Annotated in this window: 13 protein-coding genes; 6 read left to right on the top strand and 7 right to left on the bottom strand. The window is 73.8% G+C overall.

Translation table 11 applies throughout. The features are described from left to right. Positions 1-16 precede the first annotated feature (16 nt). Positions 17-226 carry a hypothetical protein gene (locus tag ACWCYY_RS22270; RefSeq protein WP_449797003.1) on the top strand — a complete coding sequence of 70 codons (210 nt, stop codon included), beginning with the start codon at positions 17-19 and terminating at the stop codon, positions 224-226. Here ACWCYY_RS22270 and ACWCYY_RS22265 read toward each other — a convergent pair. The 6 genes from ACWCYY_RS22265 to ACWCYY_RS22240 form a co-directional block, all read right to left on the bottom strand. Continuing rightward, positions 203-2,905 carry an MXAN_6230/SCO0854 family RING domain-containing protein gene (locus tag ACWCYY_RS22265; RefSeq protein WP_449797002.1) on the bottom strand — a complete coding sequence of 901 codons (2,703 nt, stop codon included), beginning with the start codon at positions 2,903-2,905 and terminating at the stop codon, positions 203-205. The genes ACWCYY_RS22270 and ACWCYY_RS22265 overlap by 24 nt on opposite strands. 199 nt (positions 2,906-3,104) lie before the next feature. Beyond that, a complete protein-coding gene (locus tag ACWCYY_RS22260; protein WP_449797001.1) occupies positions 3,105-3,644 on the bottom strand; it encodes a hypothetical protein in 540 nt (179 codons plus the stop codon). Between the two features lie 20 nt (positions 3,645-3,664). Further along, entirely contained in the window at positions 3,665-4,402 is a 738-nt protein-coding gene (locus ACWCYY_RS22255) for an ABC transporter permease (RefSeq protein ID WP_449797000.1), read from the bottom strand. Next, positions 4,399-5,112 carry an ABC transporter ATP-binding protein gene (locus ACWCYY_RS22250; protein ID WP_449796999.1) on the bottom strand — a complete coding sequence of 238 codons (714 nt, stop codon included), beginning with the start codon at positions 5,110-5,112 and terminating at the stop codon, positions 4,399-4,401. The genes ACWCYY_RS22255 and ACWCYY_RS22250 overlap by 4 nt, the downstream gene beginning before the upstream one ends. Positions 5,113-5,195: 83 nt before the next feature. Then, complete coding sequence (locus ACWCYY_RS22245; RefSeq protein ID WP_449796998.1) at positions 5,196-5,927, bottom strand: leucine-rich repeat domain-containing protein; 732 nt, start codon at positions 5,925-5,927, stop codon at positions 5,196-5,198. Further along, positions 5,924-6,532 (bottom strand): TetR/AcrR family transcriptional regulator, encoded by a 609-nt coding sequence (locus tag ACWCYY_RS22240; protein WP_449796997.1) that lies wholly within the window; start codon positions 6,530-6,532, stop codon positions 5,924-5,926. The genes ACWCYY_RS22245 and ACWCYY_RS22240 overlap by 4 nt, the downstream gene beginning before the upstream one ends. A 429-nt stretch (positions 6,533-6,961) precedes the next feature. Between ACWCYY_RS22240 and deoC the strand changes: the two genes are divergently transcribed. The 5 genes from deoC (at position 6,962) to ACWCYY_RS22215 (ending at position 11,698) form a co-directional block, all read left to right on the top strand. Beyond that, entirely contained in the window at positions 6,962-7,948 is a 987-nt protein-coding gene (gene deoC, locus ACWCYY_RS22235; RefSeq protein ID WP_345291041.1) for a deoxyribose-phosphate aldolase, read from the top strand. A gap of 5 nt (positions 7,949-7,953) precedes the next feature. Continuing rightward, entirely contained in the window at positions 7,954-9,441 is a 1,488-nt protein-coding gene (locus ACWCYY_RS22230) for an aldehyde dehydrogenase family protein (RefSeq protein WP_449796996.1), read from the top strand. After that, a complete protein-coding gene (locus tag ACWCYY_RS22225) occupies positions 9,434-10,330 on the top strand; it encodes an aldehyde dehydrogenase family protein (protein ID WP_345291043.1) in 897 nt (298 codons plus the stop codon). The genes ACWCYY_RS22230 and ACWCYY_RS22225 overlap by 8 nt, the downstream gene beginning before the upstream one ends. A gap of 266 nt (positions 10,331-10,596) precedes the next feature. After that, positions 10,597-10,998: a hypothetical protein gene (locus ACWCYY_RS22220; protein WP_449796995.1), complete on the top strand. Its 402-nt coding sequence runs from the start codon at positions 10,597-10,599 to the stop codon at positions 10,996-10,998. A 64-nt stretch (positions 10,999-11,062) separates the two neighbouring features. Continuing rightward, positions 11,063-11,698, top strand: coding sequence for an ATP-binding protein (locus tag ACWCYY_RS22215; protein WP_345291062.1), 636 nt, complete (start codon positions 11,063-11,065; stop codon positions 11,696-11,698). A 462-nt stretch (positions 11,699-12,160) separates the two neighbouring features. Here ACWCYY_RS22215 and ACWCYY_RS22210 read toward each other — a convergent pair whose 3' ends face one another. Further along, positions 12,161-13,057 carry a SigE family RNA polymerase sigma factor gene (locus ACWCYY_RS22210; RefSeq protein WP_345291045.1) on the bottom strand — a complete coding sequence of 299 codons (897 nt, stop codon included), beginning with the start codon at positions 13,055-13,057 and terminating at the stop codon, positions 12,161-12,163. Positions 13,058-13,128: the final 71 nt, after the last annotated feature.

Raw genomic sequence — 13,128 nt, 5'->3', positions numbered from 1 at the left:
CTCCGGAGGAGCCCCCGTGAACCGTCGCCCCCGCATCGCCCTCGCGCTGTACGCCGTGCTGCCCGTCCTGATCACCGCCGTGGTCGGCCTCACCGCCCTGACCGCGGCCGGGGCGGTGCGGTGGACGGTGCTCCCGTCCGTCCTGCTCGCCGTCGCCGTGCTGGGGGGCGTCGCCTTCCTCCGCACCGGTGCGCGGCCCTGCTCAGGGACGCGGTTCCGCCGCTGACCGCGCCGCCCGGGGTGCCAGGGCGGCCACCAGGTCACCGGCCGTCAGACGTTCCACCGCTTCGGGTGCCGCGTCGACCGGGCCCGGGTAGAGGCGGTAGAGCGCCCCGGAGAGCCCTTCCGGAGCGGGGACGTCGCCGTCAACCAGGGCGGCGAACACCCGCTTCCCGGCGAGCTGCCCGGGGAGAGCGGCGGCCGCCGCCGCCGGGCCGTCGGAATCGCGCCGGGCCCGCAGTCGGGCGGCGAAGGCCTCCCGGTCCTCGTCCGCACCGCGCCGCCACGGCCGGACGCCGCCGTCGCGGCCGCGCACCAGCACCTCGGCCGCGGTGGCCGCCGCGCGGGCGCAGGCCACGTCCCAGAGGGTGGCCCGCTGGTCCGGGGAGAAGTGGGCGAGCACGTCGCGGCTGAGCGCGCCGACCTCCTCGTGGTGGCGGTACACGCTGTGGAAGCCGCCCTCGGCACCGGTGTTGAGGTCGGTCCAGGTGTAGCGGCGGTCGGCCAGGTCCACGATCATCGGGACGCTGACCTTGGCGTCGCCGACCAGGTCCATCCGCTGGCGGACCTCCCGGGGGTGGTAGTGCCGCCCGCCCGAAGGCGTGCCACCGAGGTCCATGAAGCCGGTGAAGGCGTCCGTCAACTGCTCGAAGGACACGTCGTTGTAGCTGAAGACGATCATCACCGCGTACCGCGATCCGCCCGCCCGCAGCCGCTCCAGGTCGAGGTCGACGAACTCGCTGACGCCGTCCGGCGGCGGTGCCGACACGAAGTCGCCCGAGTGCACGGCGGCCCGGTCGCCGTGCACCAGGTTGGTGTAGTCGCACAGCCCGGTGAAGCGCCACCGCTCGTCGTACAGCGCGACCGAGAGGTCGAGGTCGACCCGCAGGTGCTCGGGCTGCATCCAGTGCAGGAACAGCCGCAGCCGGTCCCCCGGGGGCAGCGGCTGACGGCTCCCGCGCGGGACGGAGACCAGGGTGCGGGCGGCGGCCCGCTCGGCGAACGGTGCGATCAGGTCCACCAAGGCCTCGTCCAGCAGCGCGAGTTGGTACCGCTCGCCGCCGTCGGCGCCGCGGCGTACCAGTTCCGCCTCGATCAACGCGCAGACCGGCGCCGAGAGTTCGGCGGGGACGGCGGTGCCGTGGTCCTCCCGGGCGTGGGCCAGCGAGACCGTGCCGCGCGGGAAGTAGAGGCGGCGCTCGCCCGTCGTCCGGCTGCCGCGCAGCCGCCCGTACGCGCCGAGCAGCGGGCCGGGAGCGACCCGGGGCAGCGCGGCCGCCACCGTCCCCAGCAGCGGACCGGGCAGCGGCGCACCGGGAGCGGTGGTGGCGTGCACCCGCAGGACGTGGTGCAGCCTGCGGACCAACTCGCCCGGGTGTGAGGCCAGTTCGACCGTGGCCGCCATGACGTCACCGGCCGCGAGCAGGGTCTCGACCCGCCCGGCGAAGCCGGTGAAGGCCAGTCTGGTGCGCCCGCCCGTCCGCACCACCCGCAGCGGTTCCCCGACCTCCTCCGGCGCGAGCCCGTGCTCCGTCAGATCGGTCTCCCGGAGCAGCAGGAAGGCGGCGGTGACGTTCGGGAAGCGTTGCCGGTGCTCGTACGGGTGGAGCAGCTCGCCCGCCCGCAGCCAGGCCGAGCGGTGGCGGCGCAGGTCCTCGGCCAGGGCCGTCGGCGGCAGGCCCTCCAGGATCGCCAACAGGCCCTTGCGGAGCGGCCGGGAGAGGTTGCGCAGCCGGAGCCGACGGGCGGTGCCGCGCAGCAGGTCCGGCTCGGCGCCGGACCTGGCCCAGAGCAGCCGGAGCACGTCGGTGGCGGTGTCGATCCGCTCGGCGAGCACCGGGAGGGCGTCCACGCCGTCCCGCCGGAGCAGCTCGGCCAGCACGGTGGCCTTGGTCTCGCGCAGCTGGATCCGCTCCGGGAGCCACTGCGCGAGGTCCGCCGGGGCGTGCGCCAGCAACGCGGCCAGGTCCTCGCGGTCCTGCGGGGAGAGCGGGGTGCGGCGGGCCAGCAGCCTGCCGAACTCCGCCATGGCGACGTCGAGTTGACTGCCGGAGAGCAGCCGCAGCGGCCGCATCACCCGTTCGCCACCGTACTCCTCGGCGGCCTTCCGGCCGAGCCGGCTGTCCTCCGGCAGGTAGCCGCTCGGCCCCAAGGGTGTGGCGCAGACCGGGCACCGGTCGCCGCGGCCCCGTGCCGTCAGCCCGTCCAGGCAGCCCGCGCAGAGCAGGTGCGCGCAGGGCGCGAGGGCTCCGACGCCGGCCTCGGCGCCACGGCGGCCGCAGTTGGCACACGGCTGGTTGGGCTGGTTGAGCAGGAAGGCCCGGATCTGCCGGGAGTACAGGACGTGCGCGTGGTCGGGCACGGCGTCCGGGAAACGGCGGAACAAGGGGGTGTGCTCGCGGTCCGCTCCGAGCAGGTGGTCGATCCGGGCGAGCAGTCCGTCGCCCGTCTCGGCGAGCCGGGCGGGGGCCAACGTGGCCAGGGCGGCGCGTAGTTCGCCGGTGAGCAGGTAGCCGCGCAGAGCCAGGTCGGCGTCGAGCGCCACCAGGCCGCGCAGGCTCCACGGATCGGGAGCGGCCAGCAGGTCACCGGGGGCCACGCAGACGCCACCGCGCCGGCGGAGCAGGAAGGAACCGAGATCGAGGTCGACGCGGACGTCGAAGGGAGCCGTAGTGGCTCGGGGCATGCGGAGTGATCCCTCTACGGAGGCGACAGAAGGGGATCGGGCGGAGAGGGGGCGCGCTACTGGGTTCGAAGGATGGTGGAGAAGGAAGCACGCCGCGGAGCCGCCCGCCGGGCCACCGTAGACCAACCGCCCGGTGGATGCCCAGCGATTTAACGGCGGCGGCCCGGTGGGTCGGCTGCGGCCCCGGGGGCGGGCCCGCTCAGCGGTCCGGGTCGTGGGCCGCGCGGGTCCACTCGTGTTCGAACTCCGGTGCGGCGATCACGAACGGCAGCCACTCGGGCGAGTACCGGTCCAGCCACGGGGTGTTGAACGGCCAGTCGTCCGGGGTGCTCCGGAAGGCCCGGCCGTCCTCCTCCAGCTCGACCTGACGCAGCCGTCGGCCGTCGGCGTCGACCTCCAGCACGTAGGTGGTGGTCTCGCCGTCCTCGGCCCAGCACCGCCGGACGTACAGCGGGTCCGGGCCGGCCAGGGCGCCGAAGCCGGGCAGGGCGCGGTGGGCGTCCCGCTCGGCGCGGAGGCCGCCGAGGCCGGGCGGATCGGTGGGGCCGTCGACGTCGGCCTCGGCCAGGTCCCACTCCTCGGCCTCGGCTCGGGTGGAGGGGGCGTGGACCACCTCGACCTGGGCGAAGGTCTCCACCAGCTCGCGTTCGGAGCGGGCGCGGACCCACCACCAACTGCCGCCCATGCCGTAGTCGTGCAGCACGAGGAAGCGGGTCTTAGGCGCGGCGTCGTCGGTCACCGGCCCACCGTAACGGGGCGTCAGTCGGTGCGACGGCGGAGGGTGGCCGCGCCGAGGGTGAGGGCCAGCAGGGTGCAGCCGGCGATCACGGCCAGGTCGGTGAGGAGTGCGCCGCTGGTGCCGGCGGTGGTGGTGAGGCGGTTCATGGCGTCCACCGCGTAGGAGAGCGGGAGGACGTCGGAGGCCCAGCGGAGCGGGGCGGCCATCGCGTCACGGGGCACGAAGAGGCCGCAGAGCAGGAGTTGGGGGAGGATCACCGCCGGGAGGAACTGGACGGCCTGGAACTCGGTGCGGGCGAAGGCCGAGACCAGCAGGCCGAGCGCCATGCCGAGCAGGCCGTCGCCGAGGGCGACCGCGAAGAGCAGCCAGGTGGGGCCCTGGACGTCGAGGCCGAGCAGGCCGAGGGTGAGGCCGGCCGCGAGGGCGGCCTGGACCAGGGCGACCAGGCCGAAGGCGAGGGCGTAGCCGAGGAGGAGATCGAGCTTGCCGAGCGGCATGGTGAGCAGGCGCTCCAGGGTGCCGGAGGTCCGCTCGCGCAGCATCGCGACCGAGGTGACCAGGAACATCACCAGCAGCGGGAAGATCCCGAGCAGGGCGGCACCGACCCGGTCGAACTGCTGCGGCTGGTCGTCGAACATGTAGCGCAGCAGGGTGAGCAGGAGGCAGGGCACCACCAGCAGCATCGCCAAGGTCCGTGGATCGTGCCGGAGTTGGGCGAGGACGCGGCGGGCGGTGGCCAAGGTCCGGGCAGTGTTCACGAGGTGCTCCCCACCAGGGTCAGGAAGGCGGCGTCGACGTCGGCGGCACCGGTGCGGCGGAGCAGTCCGTCGGGGGTGTCGGAGGCGAGCAGGCGGCCCTCGCGCATCAGCAGCAGCCGGTCGCAGCGGACCGCCTCGTCCATCACGTGGCTGGAGACGAGGAGGGTGGCGCCGCCGTCGGCCAGGCCGCGGAACAGCTGCCAGAGCTCCTGACGGAGCACCGGGTCCAGCCCGACGGTGGGCTCGTCCAGGACCAGGAGTTCGGGGCTGCCGAGCAGCGCCGTGGCGAGCGAGACCCGGGCCCGCTGGCCGCCGGAGAGGTGCGCGGTACGGGCGTCGCGGTGCCCGGTGAGGCCTACGGCCTCGATCACCCGGGCCGGGTCGGCGGGCGGGGCGCCGAGCACGGCGGCGAAGTAGCGGAGGTTCTCGGCCACGGTGAGGTCGTCGTAGACGGCCGGGGCCTGGGTGACGTAGCCGATCCGGTGGCGCAGCTCGGCCGCCCCGGCCTCCCGGCCGAGCACCTCGACCCGGCCGCCGGCGGTCTTCTGCACCCCGACGATCGAACGCAGCAGGGTGGTCTTGCCACAGCCGCTGGGGCCGAGCAGGCCGGTGATGCTCCCGGCCGGGACGTCCAGGTCCAGGCCGTGCAGCACGGTGTGCCCGCCTCGGACGACGGTCAGTCCGGCGACCCGGACCGCTGAATTCATCATGTGATGAGTTTTGCGCCGCGGACGGGTGCCGTCAAGGAGCGCGGCGGGCTTTCGATGGCGGCGGACCTTGTGGCGGCGGGCCGTCAGTACAGGACGGCGCAGCCGCGGCGGGTGAGCTCGGCCAGGGCGGCCGGGGAGGGGCGGGCCGCGTTCCAGCGCAGGTCGAGCTTCTCCAGGGCGGGGAGTTCGGCGACCCAGTCGGGAAGGGCGGCCAGCTGGTTGGAGCGCAGGTCTAGGTGGCGCAGCCGGGGCAGGGCGGCGAGCGGCTCCGGGACGGCGGTCAGCCGGTTGTCCCGCAGGTCGAGGTGCCGGAGGTCGGCCAACGCGGCGGTGGAGGACGGGAGTTCCGTGATGGCATTGCCGCGCAGGTGGAGTTCGCGGAGGGCGCGGAGCCGGCCGAGGGCGGCGGGGAGGGCGGTCAGGCGGTTGTGCTCGGCGCGGAGTTCGCGGAGCGAGGTGAGGCCGGCGAGGGCGTCCGGGAGGTGGGTGAGGCGGTTCTCGCCGACGTTGAGGTAGCGCAGGGCGGCGAGGCGGCCGAGGGCATAGGGGAGGGCGGTGAGGTGATTGTCGTGCAGGTAGAGGAAGTCCGAGAGGTCCGTCAACTCGCCCAGCTCGGGCGGGACTTCGGCGAGGCGGTTGTGGCCGAGGTCGAGGGTGCGGAGCCGCCGGAGGGCGGCGACGGCGGGCGACAGCTCGGTGAGCTCGTTGTCGGCGAGGATCAGGACGCGCAGCTCGGTGCGGCGCCAGACCTCCTCGGGGACGTGGCCCAGGCGCTGCTTCCAGAGGTCGAGGGTCGGCTCGTCCGCCCCGGTCACGGCGTCACCAGGTAGTTCTGGAAGGTGCGGGCGATCAGCGGGTGCAGCTCGTCGCGGGTGGCGGAGGCGAGCGGCTCGACCTTCACCACGTAGCGGGCCATCGCCAGTCCGACGATCTGGGAGAACATCAACTCGGCGCGCAGCTCCGGCTGTTCGACCTCCAGACGGGAGGCGATCCGGTCGATCAGCTCGGCCGCGACGAAGCCCCGCATCAGCGCCGCCACCTGCTCGGTGGTGGCGGCCGCCCGGATCAGCGCCAGCAGACGGTCCAGCACGCCGGGCTGCTCCCAGAGCGTCAGCAGGAAGTCGGCCACCCGGCCGCCGATACCGGCCTGGTCGCCGGCCAGCGCCAGCTCCACCACGGCCCGTGGATCGACGGGCAACTCCAGGGCGGCGAGGAAGAGTTGGTCCTTGGTGCCGAAGTAGTGGTGCAGCAGCGCCGCATCCACCCCGGCGGCCCGGGCGATCGCCCGCATGCTCGCCTTCTCGTACCCGCGCGCGGCGAACTCGGCCCGCGCCGACTCCAACACCGTCCGCCGGGTGTCGGCCCCACCGGGCCGCCGCCCGGTCCGCTTCGGCCGCTCCGTTTCGTCTCCCGAGGTCACCGGGCCACCCTACGTCGCAGGCCTGCGGCACGGACGGAAGGACGGGATGGAAGGACGGCGCTGATCGGCACGGGCCGGGGGCGCGGGAACTGCGCGAGGCGGAGGCAAGAGACCCGTGTGCCGGGAACGGAGCCCTGCGGGCAGGTGAGCATCCGCACCCGGCACGCGGGTCAGCGCCCTCCGCCTCGCGCAGTCCCCCGCACCCCTGGCGGTGCGGACAGCCCGTCGGCGGGCCCCGCAGGGCGCCCGACGGGGGCCGCAGGGGCCAGGCCCGGGCAGGCACGCGGGCAGCATCGACGGGGCTCGCGGGGCAGGTGGGGGCACTGGGACGGGGCGGGAGCGCCCCCGGCGCGGGAGATATCGGTCGTGCATCGAACGTGGCTGGGTCTGGCGCGTTGCTACGCGCGTAGATATGCTGGGCTGGTGACCATGTCCACTGTTGCAGCCAATGCCCCCGGCGCTGCGGGCGGCGGCCTTCAGGACGTTGCGGCGTCCGAGGCCTCGCTCCGCCGTTTCCTGCACGGCCTGCCCGGCGTCGACGCCGTCGGCCTGGAAGCCCGCGCCGCCACCCTCGGCACCCGTTCGATCAAGACCACGGCGAAGGCGTACGCCATCGACCTGGCGATCTCGATGATCGACCTGACCACGCTGGAAGGCGCGGACACGGTCGGCAAGGTGCGCGCCCTGTGCACCAAGGGCCGGAACCCCGACCCGAGCGACCCGACCGCCCCCCGGGTCGCCGCGATCTGCGTCTACCCGGACATGGTCGCCACCGCGAAGGCCGCCCTGGCCGGTACCGACATCCAGGTGGCCTCGGTGGCCACCGCCTTCCCGGCCGGCCGCGCCGCGCTGCCGGTGAAGCTGGCCGACACCGCCGACGCGGTGGCCGCCGGCGCCGACGAGATCGACATGGTGATCGACCGGGGGGCCTTCCTCTCCGGCCGCTACATGGACGTCTTCCAGGAGATCGTCGCGGTCAAGGAGGCGTGCAAGCGCCCCGACGGCACCGCCGCCCACCTCAAGGTGATCTTCGAGACCGGCGAGCTGCAGACGTACGACAACGTCCGCCGCGCCTCCTGGCTGGCCATGCTGGCCGGGGCCGACTTCATCAAGACCTCCACCGGCAAGGTGACGGTCAACGCCACTCCCCCGGTCACCCTTCTGATGCTGGAGGCCGTCCGGGACTTCAAGCAGGCGACCGGCATCCAGGTCGGCGTGAAGCCCGCCGGTGGCATCAAGACCACCAAGGACGCCATGAAGTACCTGGTCATGGTGAACGAGACGCTGGGCGACGACTGGCTGACCCCGCACTGGTTCCGCTTCGGCGCCTCCAGCCTGCTCAACGACCTGCTGATGCAGCGTCAGAAGCTGACCACCGGCCGGTACTCCGGTCCCGACTACGTGACGGTGGACTGATCCTCGTGGCCAAGAACAAGAACACCCCCCAGCCGCAGCAGGCCGAGGCCCCCAAGGGCGGCCTGTTCACGTACGCCCCGGCGCCCGAGTCCCCGGCCGCCGCCGGTGACATCGCCACCTCCTACGGGCACTTCATCGACGGCGCCTTCGTCGACTCCTCCGGCAGCGAGGCGCTGAAGACCGTCAACCCGGCCACCGAGCAGGTGCTGGCCGAGTTCGCCCAGGGCACCGACGAGGACGTGGACCGCGCCGTCGCCGCCGCCCGCCGGGCCTTCGCCGACTGGTCGGCGCTGCCGGGCAGCGAGCGGGCCAAGTACCTCTTCCGGATCGCCCGGATCGTCCAGGAGCGCTCGCGCGAGCTGGCGGTGCTGGAGTCGATCGACAACGGCAAGCCGATCCGGGAGACCCGGGACGTCGACCTGCCGCTGGTCGCCGCGCACTTCTTCTACTACGCGGGCTGGGCCGACAAGCTCGACTACGCCGGCTACGGGCCGAACCCGAAGCCGCTCGGCGTGGCCGGCCAGGTCATCCCGTGGAACTTCCCGCTGCTGATGCTGGCCTGGAAGATCGCCCCCGCGCTGGCCACCGGCAACACGGTCGTGCTCAAGCCGGCCCAGACCACCCCGCTGACCGCGCTGCGGTTCGCCGAGATCTGCCGCCAGGCCGGTCTGCCCAAGGGCGTCGTCAACATCGTCACCGGCGACGGCCGCACCGGCGCCGCGCTGACCGCCCACCCGGACGTCAACAAGGTGGCCTTCACCGGCTCCACCCCCGTCGGCCGGGCGATCGCCAAGCAGGTCGCGGGCACCCGCAAGAAGCTCTCGCTGGAGCTCGGCGGCAAGGCCGCCAACATCGTCTTCGACGACGCGCCGATCGACCAGGCGGTCGAGGGCATCGTCAACGGCATCTTCTTCAACCAGGGCCACGTCTGCTGCGCGGGCTCGCGCCTGCTGGTCCAGGAGTCGATCCAGGACGAGCTGCTGGACGCCCTCAAGCGCCGGATGGCCACCCTGCGGGTCGGCGACCCGCTGGACAAGAACACCGACATCGGCGCCATCAACTCGGCCGCCCAGCTGGCCCGGATCACCGAGCTCTCGGAGATCGGCGAGCTGGAGGGCGCCGAGCGCTGGGCCCCGGAGTGCGAACTCCCGGGCGCCGGTTACTGGTTCCGCCCGACGCTGTTCACCGGCGTCACCCAGGCGCACCGGATCGCCCGCGAGGAGGTCTTCGGCCCGGTGCTCTCGGTGCTGACCTTCCGCACCCCGACCGAGGCGGTCGAGAAGGCCAACAACACCCCGTACGGCCTGTCGGCGGGCATCTGGACCGAGAAGGGCTCGCGCATCCTCTGGATGGCGAACCAGCTCAAGGCCGGTGTGGTCTGGGCCAACACCTTCAACAAGTTCGACCCGACCTCGCCGTTCGGCGGCTACAAGGAGTCGGGCTACGGCCGCGAGGGCGGCCGCCACGGCCTGGAGGCGTACCTCGATGTCTGAGACCACCCTGAGCGTCTTCAAGACCTACAAGCTGTACGTCGGCGGGAAGTTCCCGCGCTCCGAGAGCGGGCGGGTGTACGAGGTGACCGACTCCAAGGGCCAGTGGCTCGCCAACGCCCCGCTCGGCACCCGCAAGGACACCCGTGACGCGGTGCAGGCCGCGCGCGGCGCCGTGAAGGGCTGGGCCGGCACCACCGCGTACAACCGCGGCCAGGTGCTGTACCGGATCGCCGAGATGCTCCAGGGGCGCCGCGAGCAGTTCGCCGCCGAGGTGGCCGCCGCCGAGGGCATCGGTACCAAGAAGGCCGCCGCGCTGGTGGACGCCGCGATCGACCGCTGGGTCTGGTACGCGGGCTGGACCGACAAGATCGCCCAGATCGCGGGCAACACCAACCCGGTGGCCGGGCCGTTCTTCAACATCTCCACCCCGGAGCCCTCCGGCGTCATCGGCGTGGTCGCCCCGCAGTCCGGGACGGGCTTCTCCTTCCTCGGCCTGGTCTCGGTGATCGCCCCGGCGATCGCGGCGGGCAACACCGTGGTGGTCGCGGCCGCCGCCGAGGCCCCGCTGCCCGCGCTCTCGCTGGGCGAGGTGCTCGCCACCTCGGACCTGCCGGGCGGCGTGGTCAACGTCATCTCGGGCCGGACCGCCGACATCGCGCCGACGCTGGCCTCGCACCAGGACGTCAACGGGCTGGACCTGGCCGGGGCGATCGCCTCCGACGGGCCCGGCGCGGCGACCGAGCTGGAGGTGCTGGCCGCGGATACCCTGAAGCGAGTGCTCCGCCCGGAGCTCGGCGAGACCGACTTGGCCTGGACCAATGCGCCCGGAACCGAGCGGCTACTCTCCTTCCTGGAGACCAAGACGGTCTGGCACCCGATGGGTATCTGACCTTCCGTCAGGGACAACTCCACACAGACTGGCCCGTCCCCCGTGCCCTCACCCCCCCAGGGCCCGGACGGGCCACGGACGGGCCCGCGCATCTCCCCCCCTTGCGCGGGCCCGTCGCCCTTTCCCGGGCCGGCCCCGTCCTTCCTCCGCCCGTGGTCGCATCCCCGCCCGCCGTCCCTTAGGGGCGGGACCCTCCGCACGGTGGTGCACCCGCGCCGAGCTGCGCCGTAGGGTCGTCGAAGGGAAACGATCTTGGGGGGTTCGGGATGTGGGAGATCCTCGGCGAGCTGGCCGTGCTGATGGGGGACGGGCCGCTGCGGGCGCTGCGCGCGCGGCGGGCGATGCGGCGGCTGCGGGCCGGGAAGCAGACCAGGCTGCCCTGCGCGGTGCGCTCCGGACGCCCGGGCTGGCCGGCCGAGTACACCAACGGGAGCCTGCTGTTCACCCCCGGGCGGGCGGAGGCGGCGTTCGGGTCCCGGTCGTACCCGTACCTGGAGTTCCCGGTGGGCGGGGAGCTGCTGGACCCGGAGCCGGGGGTCTGGCACGACGAGGACTGGGCGGCCAAGCGGTACGAGCCCGCCGACGGCGGCCCGGTGTACGTCCAGGTGCACAGCCGGTACCTGCCCGCGCTCGGTGTGGCGCTCGTCTCGCCCCCGTCGAAGAACTGACGTCCCGTCGGTTTCGGGATCGCCCGGGAGTGCGTCAGACTGGTGTCTCGTGAGTGACTCCCCCATGAACCCCGCCCCGACGGCGCGTGCGCTGGTCGTCCTGCTGTCCGGGCCCTCCGGATCGGGCAAGTCCTCGCTGGCCGAGCGGACCGGACTGCCGGTGCTCCAGCTCGACGACTTCTACAAGGACGGCGACGACCCGACGCTGCCCCGTCTCCCGGCCGAGGCCGGCGGCGGGACCGACTGGGACTCGCCGCTCTCCTGGCACCTGGACCAGGCCCTGGAGGCGGTCCGCCGGCTGGCGGAGACCGGGCGGGCCGAGGTCCCGGTGTACTCGATCCCGGCCAACGGACGGGCCGGCAGCCGGGAGTTGGACCTGAACGGGGCCCCGGCCTTCATCGCCGAGGGGATATTCGCGGCCGAGCTGGCGAACCTCTGCGCGGACCAGGGCCTGCTCGGCGAGGCGATCTGCCTGCGCAACCGCCCGGCCACCACCGCCTGGCGGCGCTTCCGCCGCGACGTCCGCGAGGGCCGCAAGTCCGTGCCGCTGCTGATCCGGCGCGGCTGGCGCCTGATGCGCGCCGAGCGCGGCATCGTCGCCCGCCAGGTCGAGCTCGGCGCCCTGGCCTGCGCCGGCCCGGAGGCCGAGCAGCGCGTCCGCGCGGTGGTCGCCCGCAGCCTGACTCCCGCGACGGTCTGACGGCGGATCCGAGGTCCAGGCCGCCCGGCCACACGAACCTCCCGACACCCGGGACGGCCGTACCGGCACCGGGCCGAGCCCTGGCAGCCGCCTGCCGACCGGCACCCGCCACGACCTGACGGCACGCCCGTGGGCCCCGAACATCCGAGAAGGCCGGACCCTCGGCGGGCCGCGCGGCAAAGGCCGCCCGCAGCCCGGCTCCTGCCACCGTCCGACGTCCGAGGTTCGAACCCCGCGCCGCCGGAGCGGGCTGCTCGGCACCGGGCCGAGCGGTGGCGCTCCGTCAGCTCCGCCCCGCTCGGGACGACGCGGTACGCGTGCATGCAGAAGGGCCCGGTGCCGCTCCCCGGCACCGGGCCCTTCCGTTACGGCCACGTTCCTTCCGGCCACCGCTCCCCCGAGTCGGCTACCGGTTCCCTGACGTGACCTTTCCCGTCCCCCGACGGGAGTCTCGTTGCGGCGTCACGCCACCAGCTCGCCGAAGGCGTGCACGGTGTCGCCGTTGCGGTTGAGCTGCTCGTCGTCGCGCAGGCGGCGCAGCGCGCGCCAGATGCTGCTCTTGACGGTGCCGACGCTGATGCCGAGGATGCCGGCGATCTCCGGGTCGGTGCGGCCCTCGTAGTAGCGGAGCACCAGCATGGTGCGCTGGTTCTCCGGCAGCTTCGCCAGCGCCTGCCAGAGCACGGCGCGCAGCTCGGTGCCGCCCATCGCGTCGGTGTCGCCGGCGGTCTCCGGCAGCTCCTCGGTGGGGTACTCGGCGACCTTGCGGCGGCGCCAGGCGGAGATGTGCAGGTTGGTCATGGTGCGGCGCAGGTACCCGCCGACCGCGGCCTTGTCGGTGATCCGGTCCCAGGCGCGGTAGGTGGAGAACAGCGCGCTCTGCAGCAGGTCCTCGGCCTCGTACCGGTCGCCGGTCAGGTGGTACGCGGTGGCGAACAGCGAGGCCCGGCGGGCCTGCACGTAGGCGGTGAACTCGGCGATGTTGTCGCCGGGTTCGGCCTTCGCCGGCTCGAACGCGGCGGCCGGGGCCGCCGGCTCCTCGGCCGGCCGGGCGGGCGCCACGGGCTGCGGCGCGAGCCGCAGCAGCGTGGCACCGGCGCTCTCGCGACCCTGTCCGCCGACGACGGGGAGCACCCCGCGCAGCGTCAGGGTCTGCGCGGACTCGGTCGCACTCCCCATGCGACCGATTCCGTACAGCTCCCCCCTCGTCCCGCCGAGGCGGCGGGACCCGGTGCTGTGTGCGCACCCCCGTACGATCACGGCACCGGAGTTCTCGTCCGTCCTCACCTCGAAGTGCGTGCGGGACGAACGCGCGTGGTTGACTGCCGCGTTGCTGCGGGTCTTGAGCGTGGCGTTCATCGTGCACCCCCGTGGGTCGGTACGGTTCCTGCCGCCCGGGAACTGCGGCGACATGGAAAATCCTGCCGTCC

Source organism: Kitasatospora sp. NPDC001664, assembly GCF_053596675.1.
The sequence above is the reverse complement of the archived record's forward strand: the minus strand, read 5'-3'. Positions and strand labels throughout refer to the sequence as shown.

What these genes read in the sequence shown, in the direction of transcription:
- ACWCYY_RS22265 (WP_449797002.1), bottom strand. Translation starts at nt 2,905, where the DNA reads ATGCCCCGAGCCACTACGGCTCCCTTCGACGTCCGCGTCGACCTCGAT.
- ACWCYY_RS22250 (WP_449796999.1), bottom strand. Translation starts at nt 5,112, where the DNA reads ATGATGAATTCAGCGGTCCGGGTCGCCGGACTGACCGTCGTCCGAGGC.
- deoC (WP_345291041.1), top strand. Translation starts at nt 6,962, where the DNA reads ATGTCCACTGTTGCAGCCAATGCCCCCGGCGCTGCGGGCGGCGGCCTT.
- ACWCYY_RS22225 (WP_345291043.1), top strand. Translation starts at nt 9,434, where the DNA reads ATGTCTGAGACCACCCTGAGCGTCTTCAAGACCTACAAGCTGTACGTC.
- ACWCYY_RS22220 (WP_449796995.1), top strand. Translation starts at nt 10,597, where the DNA reads ATGTGGGAGATCCTCGGCGAGCTGGCCGTGCTGATGGGGGACGGGCCG.
- ACWCYY_RS22215 (WP_345291062.1), top strand. Translation starts at nt 11,063, where the DNA reads ATGAACCCCGCCCCGACGGCGCGTGCGCTGGTCGTCCTGCTGTCCGGG.
- ACWCYY_RS22210 (WP_345291045.1), bottom strand. Translation starts at nt 13,057, where the DNA reads ATGAACGCCACGCTCAAGACCCGCAGCAACGCGGCAGTCAACCACGCG.